This is a genomic window from Sinimarinibacterium flocculans (genome assembly GCF_003201205.1).
Lineage (GTDB): Bacteria > Pseudomonadota > Gammaproteobacteria > Nevskiales > Nevskiaceae > Solimonas > Solimonas flocculans.
Window position 1 is genome coordinate 34369 of the sequence record NZ_QICN01000006.1, and the last position, 13736, is coordinate 48104.

General features: G+C 68.2%; 16 protein-coding genes. 4 read left to right on the forward strand and 12 right to left on the reverse strand.

Translation table 11 applies throughout. The features are described 5' to 3' along the window. Positions 1-23 precede the first annotated feature (23 nt). On the forward strand, positions 24-485 hold the full coding sequence (locus C8D93_RS11680) for an OsmC family protein (RefSeq protein WP_110265382.1): 462 nt from the start codon (positions 24-26) through the stop codon (positions 483-485). A gap of 3 nt (positions 486-488) precedes the next feature. On the opposite strand, the gene mgtE is transcribed toward C8D93_RS11680, so the two are convergent. The 10 genes from mgtE to C8D93_RS11730 form a co-directional block, all read right to left on the reverse strand. Next, positions 489-1838, reverse strand: a complete 1350-nt coding sequence (mgtE, locus tag C8D93_RS11685; RefSeq protein WP_110265383.1) for a magnesium transporter — start codon at positions 1836-1838, stop codon at positions 489-491. A 91-nt stretch (positions 1839-1929) separates the two neighbouring features. Further along, on the reverse strand, positions 1930-3663 hold the full coding sequence (gene ptsP / locus C8D93_RS11690) for a phosphoenolpyruvate--protein phosphotransferase (protein WP_110265384.1): 1734 nt from the start codon (positions 3661-3663) through the stop codon (positions 1930-1932). A 109-nt stretch (positions 3664-3772) separates the two neighbouring features. Then, the gene (locus C8D93_RS11695) at positions 3773-4039 is read right to left on the reverse strand and encodes an HPr family phosphocarrier protein (RefSeq protein ID WP_110265385.1); all 267 of its coding nucleotides are present in this window, start codon (positions 4037-4039) and stop codon (positions 3773-3775) included. Between the two features lie 85 nt (positions 4040-4124). Continuing rightward, complete coding sequence (locus C8D93_RS11700; RefSeq protein ID WP_245903895.1) at positions 4125-4571, reverse strand: PTS sugar transporter subunit IIA; 447 nt, start codon at positions 4569-4571, stop codon at positions 4125-4127. Continuing rightward, positions 4561-5454 carry an RNase adapter RapZ gene (gene rapZ, locus C8D93_RS11705; protein ID WP_110265386.1) on the reverse strand — a complete coding sequence of 298 codons (894 nt, stop codon included), beginning with the start codon at positions 5452-5454 and terminating at the stop codon, positions 4561-4563. The genes C8D93_RS11700 and rapZ overlap by 11 nt, the downstream gene beginning before the upstream one ends. A gap of 58 nt (positions 5455-5512) precedes the next feature. Then, on the reverse strand, positions 5513-6091 hold the full coding sequence (locus C8D93_RS11710; protein WP_110265387.1) for a hypothetical protein: 579 nt from the start codon (positions 6089-6091) through the stop codon (positions 5513-5515). A 6-nt stretch (positions 6092-6097) separates the two neighbouring features. After that, positions 6098-6559 (reverse strand): PTS sugar transporter subunit IIA, encoded by a 462-nt coding sequence (locus C8D93_RS11715; RefSeq protein WP_110265388.1) that lies wholly within the window; start codon positions 6557-6559, stop codon positions 6098-6100. 202 nt (positions 6560-6761) lie between these two features. Continuing rightward, entirely contained in the window at positions 6762-7094 is a 333-nt protein-coding gene (hpf, locus tag C8D93_RS11720; RefSeq protein ID WP_110265389.1) for a ribosome hibernation-promoting factor, HPF/YfiA family, read from the reverse strand. A gap of 33 nt (positions 7095-7127) precedes the next feature. Beyond that, a complete protein-coding gene (locus tag C8D93_RS11725) occupies positions 7128-8579 on the reverse strand; it encodes an RNA polymerase factor sigma-54 (protein WP_110265390.1) in 1452 nt (483 codons plus the stop codon). Positions 8580-8682: 103 nt separating this feature from the next. After that, positions 8683-9162, reverse strand: a complete 480-nt coding sequence (locus C8D93_RS11730; protein ID WP_110265391.1) for a DUF4399 domain-containing protein — start codon at positions 9160-9162, stop codon at positions 8683-8685. 295 nt (positions 9163-9457) lie between these two features. On the opposite strand from C8D93_RS11730, the gene C8D93_RS11735 reads away from it, so the two are divergent. Next, positions 9458-10783 carry a DEAD/DEAH box helicase gene (locus C8D93_RS11735; RefSeq protein WP_110265567.1) on the forward strand — a complete coding sequence of 442 codons (1326 nt, stop codon included), beginning with the start codon at positions 9458-9460 and terminating at the stop codon, positions 10781-10783. 21 nt (positions 10784-10804) lie between these two features. Continuing rightward, a complete protein-coding gene (locus tag C8D93_RS11740; protein WP_110265392.1) occupies positions 10805-11077 on the forward strand; it encodes an RNA recognition motif domain-containing protein in 273 nt (90 codons plus the stop codon). Positions 11078-11149: 72 nt separating this feature from the next. On the opposite strand, the gene rpiA is transcribed toward C8D93_RS11740, so the two are convergent. Further along, complete coding sequence (gene rpiA / locus C8D93_RS11745; RefSeq protein WP_110265393.1) at positions 11150-11818, reverse strand: ribose-5-phosphate isomerase RpiA; 669 nt, start codon at positions 11816-11818, stop codon at positions 11150-11152. A gap of 112 nt (positions 11819-11930) precedes the next feature. Continuing rightward, positions 11931-12614 carry a YggS family pyridoxal phosphate-dependent enzyme gene (locus C8D93_RS11750; protein ID WP_110265394.1) on the reverse strand — a complete coding sequence of 228 codons (684 nt, stop codon included), beginning with the start codon at positions 12612-12614 and terminating at the stop codon, positions 11931-11933. A gap of 78 nt (positions 12615-12692) precedes the next feature. On the opposite strand from C8D93_RS11750, the gene C8D93_RS11755 reads away from it, so the two are divergent. Further along, on the forward strand, positions 12693-13733 hold the full coding sequence (locus C8D93_RS11755; RefSeq protein WP_110265395.1) for a type IV pilus twitching motility protein PilT: 1041 nt from the start codon (positions 12693-12695) through the stop codon (positions 13731-13733). Positions 13734-13736: the final 3 nt, after the last annotated feature.

Here is a 13736-nt window from a genome sequence, read left to right on the forward strand (position 1 = left end):
GATTCCCGCCACAAGGAGCCGTCATGAGCCTGACCGAAATCCCGCCGCAGCAACCGCACGGCACCGTGGTGGTCCACGAGGCCGGCACCGGCCGATACGTCCAGCACGTGCGCATGGGCGTGCACCTGGCCGATGCGGACGAACCCGAGGACGTGGGCGGCCAGAACCGCGGTCCGAACCCCTACGAGTTCCTGCTGGCGGCGCTCGGCACCTGCACCAGCATGACGTTGCGCATGTACGCGGAGATGAAGAAGCTGCCGCTGGAGCGCGTGGCGGTGCGGCTCGTGCACAGCAAGATCCACGCGCAGGACTGCGCGGAATGCGAGACGCGCGAGGGCAAGGTCGACCAGATCGAGCGCGAGATCACGCTCGAGGGACCGTTGTCCGACGAGCAGCGGGCGCGGCTGCTCGAGATCGCCAACAAGTGCCCGGTGCACCGCACGCTGACCTCGGAAATCCGCATCGTCAGCCGTCTGGCGGACTGAGCCTCAGAGCAGGATCACGGTCCCCAGACCGAGCAGCGCGAAGAAGCCGACGACGTCGGTGACCGTCGTCAGCACCACCGAGCCGGCGAGTGCGGGGTCGACCCCCATGCGCTTGAGAATCAGCGGGATCAGCACGCCCGACGCCGCGGCGATGACCTGGTTGACGACCAGCGCCAGCGCGATCACGAGGGCCAGCCACAGGCTCGAGAACCACCACGCGGCGATCGCACCGACGACGATCGACCACAGCAGGCCGTTGACCGCGGCGACCGAGAGCTCCTTGCGCAGCAGCAGACGGGTGTTGCCGACACCGGCCTGACCCAGGGCGAGGCTGCGGATCATCAGCGTCAGCGTCTGGCTGCCGCCGATGCCGCCCATGCTGGCGACCACCGGCATCAGCACCGCCAGCGCCACGACCTCGCCGATGGTGGCCTCGAAGCGGCCGACGACCCAGGCCGCGGCGAAGGCCGTCATCAGGTTGATGCCGAGCCAGATGCCGCGGCGCAGCGCCGCCTGGCGTACCGGGGCGAACAGGTCCTCGTCCTCGGCGAGACCGGCCATCGACATCATGTTGTGCTCGCCTTCCGCGCGGATGACGTCGACGACGTCGTCCACCGTGATGCGGCCGACGAGGATGCCCTTGCCGTCTACGACCGGCGCCGAGACCAGGTCGGCGGACTCGAAGCGCCGGGCGACGTCGTGTTCCTTCTCGCCGGCCGGGATCGCCGGGGTTTCGCGCTCCATCACGTTGGCCACCAGATCGTCGGCGGCACGCGTCAGGATCTTGTCCAGCGGCAGCGCGCCGAGATAGGCGCCGTAGCGGTCGACGACATACAGCGCGTCGGTGTGCGTCGGCACCTCTCCGCGCAGCCGCAGGTAGCGCTGCACGACGTCGAGCGAGACGTCCGGCCGCACGGTGACGGTGTCCGTGTTCATCAGACCGCCGGCGGTGTCCGGCTCGTAGGCGAGCACCTGCTCGAGGCGGGCGCGGTCGTCGGCGTCTAGGGCCCTGAGGACTTCGCGGGTGACGGTCTCGGGCAGGCCCTCGAGCAGGTCGGCGAGATCGTCGATCTCGAGTTCCTCGGCGGCCTTGATCAGCTCCGCCGTGTCCATCTGCCGGATCAGGCCGGTGCGGATCGATTCGGGCAGGTGCAGCAGCACCTCGCCGTCGTCCTCCGGGCTGACCATCTCCCAGACCAGGTTGCGCTCGGTGGGCGGCAGCGAGGCGAGCAGGCTGGCGATCTCGGCCGGGTTGAGCGCATGCAGGGCGCGCCGGACGGGCAGCATGTTGCCGCTGCCCAGCCGTTCGCGCAGTCGGCGCACCGCCGTCTCGTTGCTGTCCCGTTCGCTCATCCTGCTGCGGCCCCGTGTCCGGGGCCGAGCATAGCATCGCGACTGCGGCCGGACTCGGCCGTCAGCGGCAGTGTTGCGACGATGCCGATGCCTACGGTGCGTCCAGTTCGGCGATGCGGTCGCGCAGGGTCTGCGGATCGCCGCTGTCGAGCGCGCCGGTCATCGCCGCGCGCAGTCGCGCGATGTCGGATTCGACGACGATCTGCTTGATCTCGAGGATGCTGTTCGGATGCATCGAGAAGTCGGTCAGCCCGAGTCCGAGCAGCAGCCGGGTGAAGCGCGGATCGCCGGCCATCTCGCCGCACATCGCCACCGGGATGCCGGCGCCGCGCCCCGATTCGATCGTGTGGCGGATCAGGTGCAGCACGGCCGGATGCAGCGGGTCGTAGAGGTAGTTGACCTCGTCGTCGACGCGGTCGATGGCCAGCGTGTACTGGATCAGGTCGTTGGTGCCGATCGAGAAGAAGCGCGCATGGCGCGCCAGCATTGGCGCGGCGATCGCCGCCGCCGGCACCTCGATCATCGCGCCGATCGGCACGTTCTCGGCAAACGGCCTGCCTTCGGCGCGCAGCTCGGCGCGCGCCGTCTCGATCAGCGTCGCCGCCTGCCGGAACTCCTGCAGATTCGAGATCATCGGCAGCATGATCTGCACGCGTCCGTGTGCCGAGGCGCGCAGCAGGGCGCGCACCTGGATGCGGAACAGTTCGGGCTCCTTGAGGCACAGGCGGATCGCGCGCAGGCCCAGCGCCGGATTGGTCGGCAGCGGGCCGTGGCTGCGACCGCTGTCGACCTGCTTGTCGGCGCCCAGGTCCAGCGTGCGGATCGTGATCGTGCCGGACACCGCCGAGACGATGCGGGCGTACGCGTCGTACTGCTCCTCCTCGCTCGGCAGCTCCTTGCGGTTCATGTAGAGGAATTCGGTGCGGTACAGGCCCACACCCTGGGCGCCGGATTCCTCGGCGACGCGCGCATCCTCGGGCAGCTCGATGTTCGCCAGCAGGCGGATCGGCACGCCGTCGCGCGAGACGGCGTCGCGACCCTTGAGCCGGACCAGACCCGCGCGATGGCGTTCGTGCTGGCGCTGCTTGTCGCGGTAGAAGCCGAGCGCCTGGGTATCGGGGTCGGCGAGGACGTGACCCGCCTCGCCATCGACGATGACGGTCTCGTTGTCGCGCAGCAGGCGGCGCGCGTCGCGCAGGCCGACCACCGCCGGGATACCGAGGCTGCGCGCGAGGATCGCGGTGTGCGACAACGGGCCGCCGTACTCGGTGACGAAGGCGGCCACCTGCTGCTGTGCCAGCAGGATGATGTCCGCCGGCGTCACGTCGTCGGCGACGACGACGGCCGGCTCACCGTGCTCGCTGCGTGCGCTGATCTGGCGCTCGGACCTGAGCAGGATGCGCAGGATGCGGCTGCACACGTGCTCGACGTCGTCGCGACGCGTGCGCAGGTAGGCATCGTCCATCTGCTCGAAGACCGAGATCAGCGCGTCGCGCGTGCGGATCAGCGCGGTCTCCGCATTGATGCGCCCGTCGCGGATGTGCGCCGCCGTCGACTCGGTGATGGAGCGGTCGTCCATCATCAGGATGTGCGTGTCGATGAACGCCGCGATGTCGCCCGGCGTGCCCTCCGGGATGCGGGCGCGCACTTCGCGCAGCTGGGTCTTCGCATGGGCGTGCGCGTCGACGAAGCGCGCGATTTCGGATTCGACGTCGCCGGCGGCGAGGCGATACTCCGGCACGTCCAGATCGCCGCCGTGCGCCTTCTGCACGCGCGCGATGGCAATGCCGCGGGAAACGCCGATGCCGGAGAGCCAGAGGCTCACGCACGGTCTCCGGTCACACCGTTTCCAGTCGGGAGTTTCCGGTTTCCAGTAACAGCAACGGCCGCTCTTCGATCTGGAAACCGGAAACGGGAGACGGGAAACTGCTTCATCACTCGTCTTCGCCGAACCGGTCCGCGACGAGCTGCGCCAGTTCGTCGAGTGCCTGATCGGCATCGCTGCCGTCGGCAACCAGCGTGATCTGCGCGCCACGCGCGGCGGCCAGCATCAGCACGCCCATGATCGACTTGCCGCTGACTTCACGGCCGTCTTTGCGCACGCGGACGTCCGACTCGAACTTGCTGGCCAGCGTGACCAGCTTGGCGGCGGCCCGCGCGTGCAGGCCGAGCTTGTTGACGATTTCGACGGTTCGTTCCATGTGGCTCAGCTTCCAGTTTCCATCCCGAGGTCGCGCTGCGCCGGCGCCCAGGCAGGGTGCCGCAAGGCGCCGACGGAAAAGGGTTTCATTTCGGGCACTCGAGAATGCCGCGGCTGCCGCCCTCGACGGCGCTTCTGGCCATCTCGGCCAGCGGCAGATCCGGGTAGTTGAAGATGCGCACCAGCATCGGCAGGTTGACGCCGGCGACGACGGCGCAGCGATGCGAGTCGCGCAGCTTGTTGGCGATGTTGCTGGGCGTCGAGCCGAAGGCGTCGGTGAGGATCAGCACGCCGCCGCCGCCGTCGAGGCGGTCGAGCATCTTGCGTCCCTGGCGGATCAGCACCTCGTGCGCGGAGACGCGGCGCACCTCGAGCACGTCGGCGCCCAGCGGCAGTTCGCCGATCATCTCGCGCAGCGTATCGAGCAGGTGATGTCCGAGCTTGCCATGCATCACCAGCAGCAGGCCGATGCGGTTCATGCGCACACCTTCGTGCTCGCCGGCATCGGAGCGGATCGCGTCGTCACGTCGCACCGTCCGGCTTGCGGCGCTCGTTGCCGTTCCACAGTTCGCGGTGCCGCACGGACAGCTGCTCGCACTGCGTGCGCAGCAGTTCCGCGAGACGCTCGACCACGTAGACGCTGCGATGCTGGCCGCCGGTGCAGCCGACCGCGACCGACAGGTAGGCGCGGTCCTGCTTGCGGAACTCGGGCAGCCAGCGTTCGAGAAAGCCGCGCAGGTCGCGGATCATGCGTTGCACTTCAGGGTACCGCTCGAACCATGCCGCGACCGCGGCGTCGCGGCCGCTGAGCTTGCGCAGCGTCGGCTCCCAGTGGGGATTCGGCAGGCAGCGGATGTCGAAGACGAAGTCCGCGCTCTCCGGGATGCCGTTGCGAAAGCCGAAGGATTCGAGCTGCACGATCAGCTTGCCGGAGCCGCCGCCCGGGACCTGGCTCTGGATCTCCTCGCGCAGCTCGTGAAGGTTCTTGCCGGTGGTGTCGATCGTGGCGTCGGCACAGTTGGCGATCGGTTCCAGCAACTGCTGTTCGGCGCGGATCGCCTCGTGCAGGGACACATCGCCGCGCGCGAGCGGATGCGGCCGCCGCGTTTCCGAGTAGCGCCGCAGCAGCACGCTTTCCTCGGCGCGCAGGAACAGCACGCGGGTCTCGATGCCGCGTGCGCGCAGTCGTTCGAGGTAACGTGGAAAGCGCGCGATCTCGCGCGGGCTCTCGCGTGCATCGACGCCGATCGCCAGGCGTGCATAGCGCTCGTCGCCGCCGCGCGCCGTGCGCCGGGAGATCGGGCCGACCAGCGCCAGCGGCAGGTTGTCGATGCAGTAGTAGCCCAGGTCCTCGTACTGCTTGAGCGCGACGGTCTTGCCGGCGCCGGACAGGCCGCTGACGATCACCAGCTTCATTCGCCGTGGCGCTCCCCACAGGGCCGCGCGCGTTCGTTGCGGCGCTCGTGGCGGTGTTTCACTTGGGCTTCCCCGGTGACGGACGTGGGTCCTGCTTCCTGATCTCGAGCATCTGCCGGCGCGTCAGGTCGGCGTCGGCGCGATAGCCTTGGCGGCGCAGACGGTCGTCGCGGCAGGCGGCTTCGACGAGTACTGCGAGATTATGCCCGAGCCGCACCGGGATCGAGACCGCCGGCACGTCGATGCCGAGGACCTTGCGCGTCGAACGCTGCCCGCTCAGGCGTTCGAGACCGGTTTCCGGCAGCGCCCCGGGCGTGTCGAGCGCAACGATGAGATCCAGACGTGTCGTGCCGAGCACGCTGCGGGAACCATAGAGGCGACGCACGTTGAGGATGCCGAGGCTGCGCGCCTCGATGAAGCCCTGCAGCAGCGGCGGACAGCGACCGCGCAGGACGCCGCGCGCCATCGTGAATTCGGCGGCATCGTCGGCGACGAGCCGATGGCCGCGGCTGAGCAGTTCGAGCGCCAGTTCGCTCTTTCCGACACCGCTGGCGCCGGTGAGCAGCACGCCGACGCCGTGCACGCGCATCAGCACACCGTGCAGCGTCGTCGACGCAGCCGGCGCGTGTCGCGGCATGGTGGATCAGTTCGCGGGCGTGTAGGCGTTCAGCAGCTTGAACAGCGCACCCTCGTCGGCGGCCTCGCGTGCCTGCTGGCAGAACGCACCGTCGGAGAACATCTCGGCGATGGCCGCCAGATGCTTCAGGTGGGCCTCGGTCGCCCCTTGGGGGACCAGCAGGCCGAACACCAGATCGACCGGCTGGCCGTCGTGGGCGTCGTAGTCGAGCGGGTGTTTGAGGCGCATGAACGCGCCGACGCTCTCGTTGACGCCGGCCATGCGGCCGTGCGGAATCGCCACGCCGTGTCCCAGGCCGGTGCTGCCGAGCTTCTCGCGCGCGGCGAGGCTGGTCAGGATGTCCGCAGCCTGCACGCCGGGCACACCCCGGGCCAGCAGGTTCGACAGCTCTTCGAGCGCCTTCTTCTTGCTGGTGAAGGTCTGGCCCTGGCTGACGCGGTCCTGCGACAGGATGTCTGCGATCTTCATGGTGTGGTGTCTTCTTCCTGGCGAAAAAAGAGGGCCCGGGCACGAGGCTGCCGGGGCCCTCGCGAGTGCGTGGATTCTACCAGCAGCACTCACGCCGTCCGTGTGGGGCAAACCCTATGTGCGCCCGCGCACCGGACGGCGGCTGCACGTTTCGCCAGCGGGGCGCATCACCGCCGCCCGCCAGCCGGTGTGAAGCCTGGCTTCACGACACCCCCGGCTGCGCCATGCGCTTGTGCGCTTCCTTCTGATGGTGGTCGCGCAGCTTCTCCTTGTGCTTGCGCGTCTGCTGGTCGAGCTTGTCCGACATCAGGTCGATCGCCGCGTACAGATCGCCGTCGACCGCCTCGGCATGCATGTTGGCACCGCTGGCGTGCACCGTCGCCTCCGCCTTCTGTCGCTGTTTCTCGACGGAAAGCACCACCTCCGCGCTGATCAGATGGTCGAAGTGTCGTTCGAGCTTCCTGAGCTTGGTGACGACGTAGTCGCGCATCGGCGGCGTGACTTCGACATGGTGACCGGAGATGTTGAGATTCATCGTGGACCTCCTAGGCGATACGGATGCCGGCCCTCAGGCCAGCGGCTTGCGCTCGTGCGAGGGGGGAATCCCCAGGCCTTCGCGGTATTTGGCAACGGTACGACGTGCGACCTGGATGCCCTCCTTGAGCAAGAGTTCGGAAAGGGTGGCGTCGGACAACGGGCGCGCGGGGTTCTCGGTGCCGATCAGGCGCTTGATCATCGCCTGGATCGCCGTGGCCGAGCAGACGCCGCCGCCCGTGGTCTGGACGTGGCTGGAGAAGAAATACTTGAGTTCGAAGAGCCCACGTGGCGTGAGCATGTACTTGTTGGCTGTGGCGCGTGAAACGGTCGATTCATGTATGCCCAGCTGTTCGGCGATGTCGCGCAGCACGAGGGGACGCATCGCTTCGGGTCCATATTCCAGAAAAGCGCGCTGCTCTTCAACTATCGACTGGGCGACGCGGAGCAAAGTTTCATTGCGGGCCTCCAGGCTGTTGAGGAAGTAGCGCGCCTCCTGCAGGTGCTGCTTGAGCATCTGCTGGTCCCGGGAGGTATCGGCACGGCGGATCAGGCCTTGATAGTGGCCGTTGATCCGCAGGCGCGGCGTGTGTTCCGGGTTGAGACTCACCGTCCAGCGGCCATTCTTTTTGAAAACAAAGACATCCGGCGCGATGTAGTCGGATTCGTGCGGCTTGAAGGCCTGTCCGGGGTGCGGCTGCAGCGAACGCAGCAGGGCCAGCGCGGCGTCGAGTTCGGCGCCGTCCAGGCCGCTGGCCCGCGCCACGGCGGCGTTGTCGCGCCGCGCCAGCAGCGGCAGGTGCCGTTCGATCAGCAGCAGCGCGGCCTGGGCGCCCGGCGTGCGCGCCGGCATCGACTCGACCTGCAGTCGCAGGCACTCGCTCAGGTCGCGCGCCGCCACGCCGGTCGGGTCGAAGTCCTGCAGCTTCGCCAGCACTGCCTCGACCTCGGCGGCGGAAGCGCCGAGCGTCACCGACAGCTCTTCGAGCAGCGAGGGCCAGTCGCGCAGATAGCCGTCCTCGTCGATCGCGTCGATCAGGTAGCTGGCGATCGGCGCCTCCTCCGGATCGAACGGGGCGACGCGTGCCTGCTCCAGCAGGTGTTCGCGCAGGCCGAGGGACTTGTGCAGGTTGGCTTCGAGGAACTCGCGCAGTTCATCGTCGTCGCTGCTGCGCGGCTGTGCCGGCAGATCGTCGAAGACGTCGCCCCAGTCGGCGTCGACCGGCATCTCGTCCGGGATCGCGCCGTCGTCCCCCAGTTCGAGGGTTTCGGTCTCGCCGGACTCGGTGGTCTCCGTTGCCTCGGCAGCAGGGGCCTCGTCGTCCGTCGCCGCCTCGTCGCGTTCCAGAAGGATGTTCGCGTCCAGCGCCTGCTCGATTTCCTGCTGTAGGTCGAGGCTCGACAACTGCAGCAGGCGGATAGCCTGCTGCAGCGCGGGGGTCATCGTCAGCGACTGGCCGAGCCGCAGGCCGAGAGAGGATTTCATGCCGGAGAAGCAGTGTCCTGTGAAAAGTTGCCGGCTTTCAGGGCCAGGCCCGGCCTGCCGCCCTGACCGGCGGCAGGCAACCGGGAACCGGAAACTGCCGTGATCACTTGACCGTGATCGTGATCTTCTCCGACTGCACCGGCGGATTGTGGGGCTGGTGCTTCCAGTCGCCGAGCAGCAGTTGCAGGGTGTGGGTGCCGGGCGCGAGTTCGATTGTCGTCTCGGTCTGACCGCCGCCGAAGTGCACGACCTGCTCGGAAGCGGGCAGCGGCTGGGTGTAGTCGATCTGCGGGCTGTCGATCAGCAGGTGATGATGTCCGGTGCCGGTCTGGTTGACGCCGGCGGGGGCAACGCCCATGGCTTTCAGGCCGAAAACGACGCGCACCGGGCTGGAGACTTCGGCGCCGTTGGCTGGCTCGATGAGGTAGACCTCGGCGCCAGGCTTGGACGCCTGTGGCAGACCGAGCTCTTCCTCGGCTTTCTGCGACGCCTGCTGCTTAGCGGTTTCCTTCAGGGCCTTCCAAGTGTCGGCGTGGGCGGGTAGGGCGAGCAGCGCGGTGGCGGCGAGGATGAGGGGCTTCATGATCGGCGTCCTTCTGGCTGGGGTGGTCATTTTTTCGGCACATATCTTGCGTGCCGTACGGCCGCAGATTAGGTGAATTTCGCCGTCGCCGCTATACTGCGCGCCGTTTGCGAGGCGCACTGTCGGTTTGCGCTGTCGTAAAGCGGCCCCGGTCCGGGGCCGCGATGCCGCAAACCTGCTGGCGATTCGTCCCCCGCAACCGTTGATTGACTCGCCTGAACCGGCCCCGGCAATTCTTGGTGATTGCCCGGCAGGCTTTGCGGCCATTGGCCGCCCGCATGTTCAGGAGATGTCGATGTCGTTCGATTCGCTGGGCTTGGCGCCGCCTTTGCTGCGCGCCGTGGCCGAACAGGGCTATACCACGCCTACCCCGATTCAGCAGCGCGCCGTGCCGGAGATTCTCGCCGGCCGCGATCTGCTCGCCGCCGCACAGACCGGCACCGGCAAGACCGCAGCCTTCACGCTGCCGTTGCTGCACCGCCTGTCCGCCGAGGCCGTCGATCCGGCGCACCGGCACGTGCGCGTGCTGGTACTGGTGCCGACGCGCGAGCTCGCAGTCCAGGTTGAGGACAGTGTGCGCACCTACGGCCAGGGCCTGCCGGCCCTGCGCGCGGCGCTGATCTTCGGCGGCGTCAGCATCAAGCCGCAGATCGAGACGCTGCGTCGCGGCGTCGATATCGTCGTCGCCACGCCGGGGCGCCTGCTCGATCACGTGCAGCAGCGCACCGTCGATCTGTCGCGGGTTGGTTATCTGGTGCTCGACGAGGCCGACCGCATGCTCGACATGGGCTTCATCCGCGACATCCGCCGTGTGATCGAGAAGCTGCCGTCGCGACGCCAGAACCTGCTGTTCTCGGCGACGTTTTCGCCGGATATCCGCAAACTCGCCGAAGGCCTGCTGCACAACCCGGCGACGATCGACATCGCGCCGCGCAACAGTGCCGCCGAAGCGGTGACGCAGCGTGCGATCTTCGTCGACAAGATCGACAAGGCGGGGCTGCTCGGCTACATGATCAGTCGCTTCAACTGGCGCCAGGTGCTGGTGTTCACGCGCACCAAGCACGGCGCCAATCGGCTGACCGAGCGCCTGATCAAGGACGGCATCACGGCCGCTGCCCTGCATGGCAACAAGAGCCAGAACGCGCGCCTGAAGGCGCTCGAGGGGTTCAAGACCGGGCAGGTGCGGGCGCTGGTTGCGACCGACATCGCCGCCCGCGGCCTCGATATCGACCAGCTGCCGCACGTCATCAACTTCGAGCTGCCGGCGGTGCCGGAGGACTACGTGCATCGCATCGGCCGCACCGGCCGTGCCGGACAGGTCGGCGAGGCGATCTCGCTGGTCTGCCGCGAGGAGTATTCCGAGTGGCGCGGCATCGAGCGTCTGCTGCGCCGCACGGTTCCGGCCTTCGAGGTCGAAGGCTATGTGCGCCGTCCCGCGAGCGACACCGCGGCCGAGCCGCAGCGGCGCGAGCGGCCTGCCGCCGAACGCGAGCGCGGCGGTCGCGGCGCCCGCCCATCCCGAAATGCACCGGCTGCCGCGCCGGTCGCGCGCGAAGCGCGCACGGAGCACCCGGCTCCGAAGCGTCGTCGCCGCCGCCGCGGCGGACGCCAGGCATCCTGATCCACCCGCAAGGAGAACGACATGAAGCGAGTATTCGCCGGCAACCTGCCCGCCGACACCACCGAGCGCGAGCTCAGCGAACTGTTTGCCGGTTTCGGCAAGGTATTCTCGATCAAGCTGGCGCAGGACGTGTTCAGCGGCCAGTGCAAGGGCTTCGGCTTCATCGAGATGGAAGGCCACGAAGCGCGCGCCGCGATTGCCGGACTCAACGGCAAGGAACTGCGCGGCAAGCCGCTCAAGGTCAACGAGGAGAAGCCGCGCGACAACCGTCGCGGCGGCGCGCGCCGCCGCTGATCGCCGGCCCTGCAGGCAAGGGCTCCGGTCCGCCCGGCGCGGGCCGGAGCCTTTGCGTTTGCGGCGGCCGGGCTAGCGGCCGTCGATGATCTGCGTGCCGCCGGGCGATCCGACGATGAGCACGTCCGCGGGTCGCTGTGCGAACAGCCCCACGGTGACCACGCCGGCAATCGCGTTGATGCGGCTCTCGAGCGCGACCGGATCGACGATGTCCAGACCGCGCACGTCGAGAATCAGGTTGCCGTTGTCGGTGGTCACCCCTTCGCGCAGATAGGGGTGACCGCCGAGCGCCGTCAGCTGGCGGCCGACGTAGGAGCGCGCCATCGGGATCACCTCGACCGGCAGCGGGAACTTGCCGAGCACGCCGACCCGCTTGGACTCGTCGACGATGCAGACGAACTTGCGGCTCGCGGCCGCGACGATCTTCTCGCGCGTCAGCGCCGCGCCGCCGCCCTTGATGAGCTGCAGATGCGCATTGGCCTCGTCGGCACCGTCGACGTAGATCGACAGCGTGCCGGTGTCGTTGAGGTCGAGCACGCGCACGCCGATCTTGTGCAGCCGCTGCGTGGTGGCCTCGGACGAGGAAACGGCGCCGGGAATGTCGGCCTGCAGGCGCTTCTCGGCGATCAGGTCGATGAAGTGGTTGACGGTCGAGCCGGTGCCGACGCCGAGCACCTCGCCGGGCTCGATGTAGGCGAGGGCGGCCTCGGCGGCCTGGCGTTTGGCGGTATCGGCGGACATGGCGGAATCGGAGCGTGGCAGTCGGGGCGCGCTATCGTACCCAGACCGGTCGGTGTCGTGTCGGCCGGCGCGGTCCCGCCTGATGCGCGCTGCGTCGTGCCGTCGCCCCGACTCAGACAACCTGCCGGCGGCCGAAGAGGGCCGAGCCGACGCGCACCATCGTCGCGCCCTCGGCGATCGCGGCTTCGAGATCGTCGGACATGCCGGCCGACAGCGTGTCGAGTCCGAGGCCGGACAGTCCGGCGAACAGTTCGCGCAGGGCCCGGTAGGGCGCCCGCGGGTCGCTGCCGGGCGCGGTCGGTGCCGGAATCGCCATCAGGCCGCGCAGGCGCAGGCGCGGCAGCTGCGCCACGGCCCGGCACAACGCCGCGGCTTCGTCCGTTGCGCAACCCGATTTGCTGTGCTCGCCGGAAATGTTCACCTGTACGCAGACCTGCAACGGCGCAAGCGCCTGCGGGCGTTGCTGCGACAGGCGCTCGGCGATCTTCAGGCGGTCCACGCTGTGGACCCAGTCGAAATGCTCCGCCACCGCCCGCGTCTTGTTGCTCTGCAGCGGGCCGATGAAGTGCCACGCGAGATCCAGGTCCTGCAACTGGGCCTGCTTGGCCAGCGCTTCCTGCACGTAGTTCTCGCCGAAGGCACGCTGCCCGGCGGCGGCCGCGGCACGCACGGCGGCGGCGTCGAAGGTCTTGCTCACCGCGAGCAGGGTGACGGCGTCCGCCGCACGGCCGGCGGCAGCGCAGGCGCCGTCGATGCGCGAGCGCACCCGGCCCAGGTTTTCGCCGATGTGGTTCATGTTGCCTCGCCCCGGAATTGCCGATAACGTGCGACCGGCTCGACGGGCAATTAGACAATAAGTTCAGGGACGTATTGCATGGACATCGCGCAGTTGCTGACATTCAGCGTGAAACAGGGGGCATCGGACCTGCATCTGTCGGCCGGCGTCGAGCCGATGATCCGTGTCGATGGCGACGTCAAGCGCATCAACCTGCCGCCGCTGGACCACAAGCAGGTCCACGACATGGTGTACGACATCATGAACGACAAGCAGCGCAAGGCCTGGGACGAGTTCCTGGAAACGGACTTCTCGTTCGAGATTCCCGGCCTCGCGCGCTTCCGCGTCAACGCATTCACGCAGGCGCGCGGCTCGGGCGCGGTGTTCCGCACGATTCCGTCGAAGATCCTCACGCTCGAAGACCTCAAGTGCCCGGCGATCTTCAAGGACATCTCCGAGTTCCCGCGCGGCATCGTGCTGGTGACCGGGCCGACCGGCTCCGGCAAGTCGACCACGCTGGCGGCGATGGTCAACCACATCAACGAGAACGAGTACGGACACATCCTCACCGTCGAGGACCCAATCGAGTTCGTGCACCAGTCCAAGCGCTGCCTGATCAACCAGCGCGAGGTGCATCGCGACACGCTGGGCTTCAACGAGGCGCTGCGATCGGCCCTGCGCGAGGACCCGGACGTGGTGCTCGTCGGCGAAATGCGCGACCTCGAAACCATCCGCCTGGCACTGACCGCGGCCGAAACCGGTCACCTCGTGTTCGGCACGCTGCATACCTCCTCGGCGGCCAAGACCGTCGACCGTATCGTCGACGTGTTCCCGGCGGCGGAGAAGGACATGGTGCGCGCGATGCTGTCCGAGTCGCTGCGCGCGGTGATCTCGCAGACGCTGCTGAAGAAGAAGGGCGGCGGCCGCGTGGCCGCGCACGAGATCATGATCGGCACGCCGGCCATCCGTAACCTGATCCGCGAGAACAAGGTGGCGCAGATGTACAGCTCCATCCAGACAGGTCAGAAGGAAGGGATGCAGACCCTCGACCAGTGCCTCAAGGACCTCGTGCGCAAGGGCATGACCTCGCTCGAGGAAGCGCGGATGCGTGCCGCGGACCCGCGCAGCTTCACCGTCTGACCT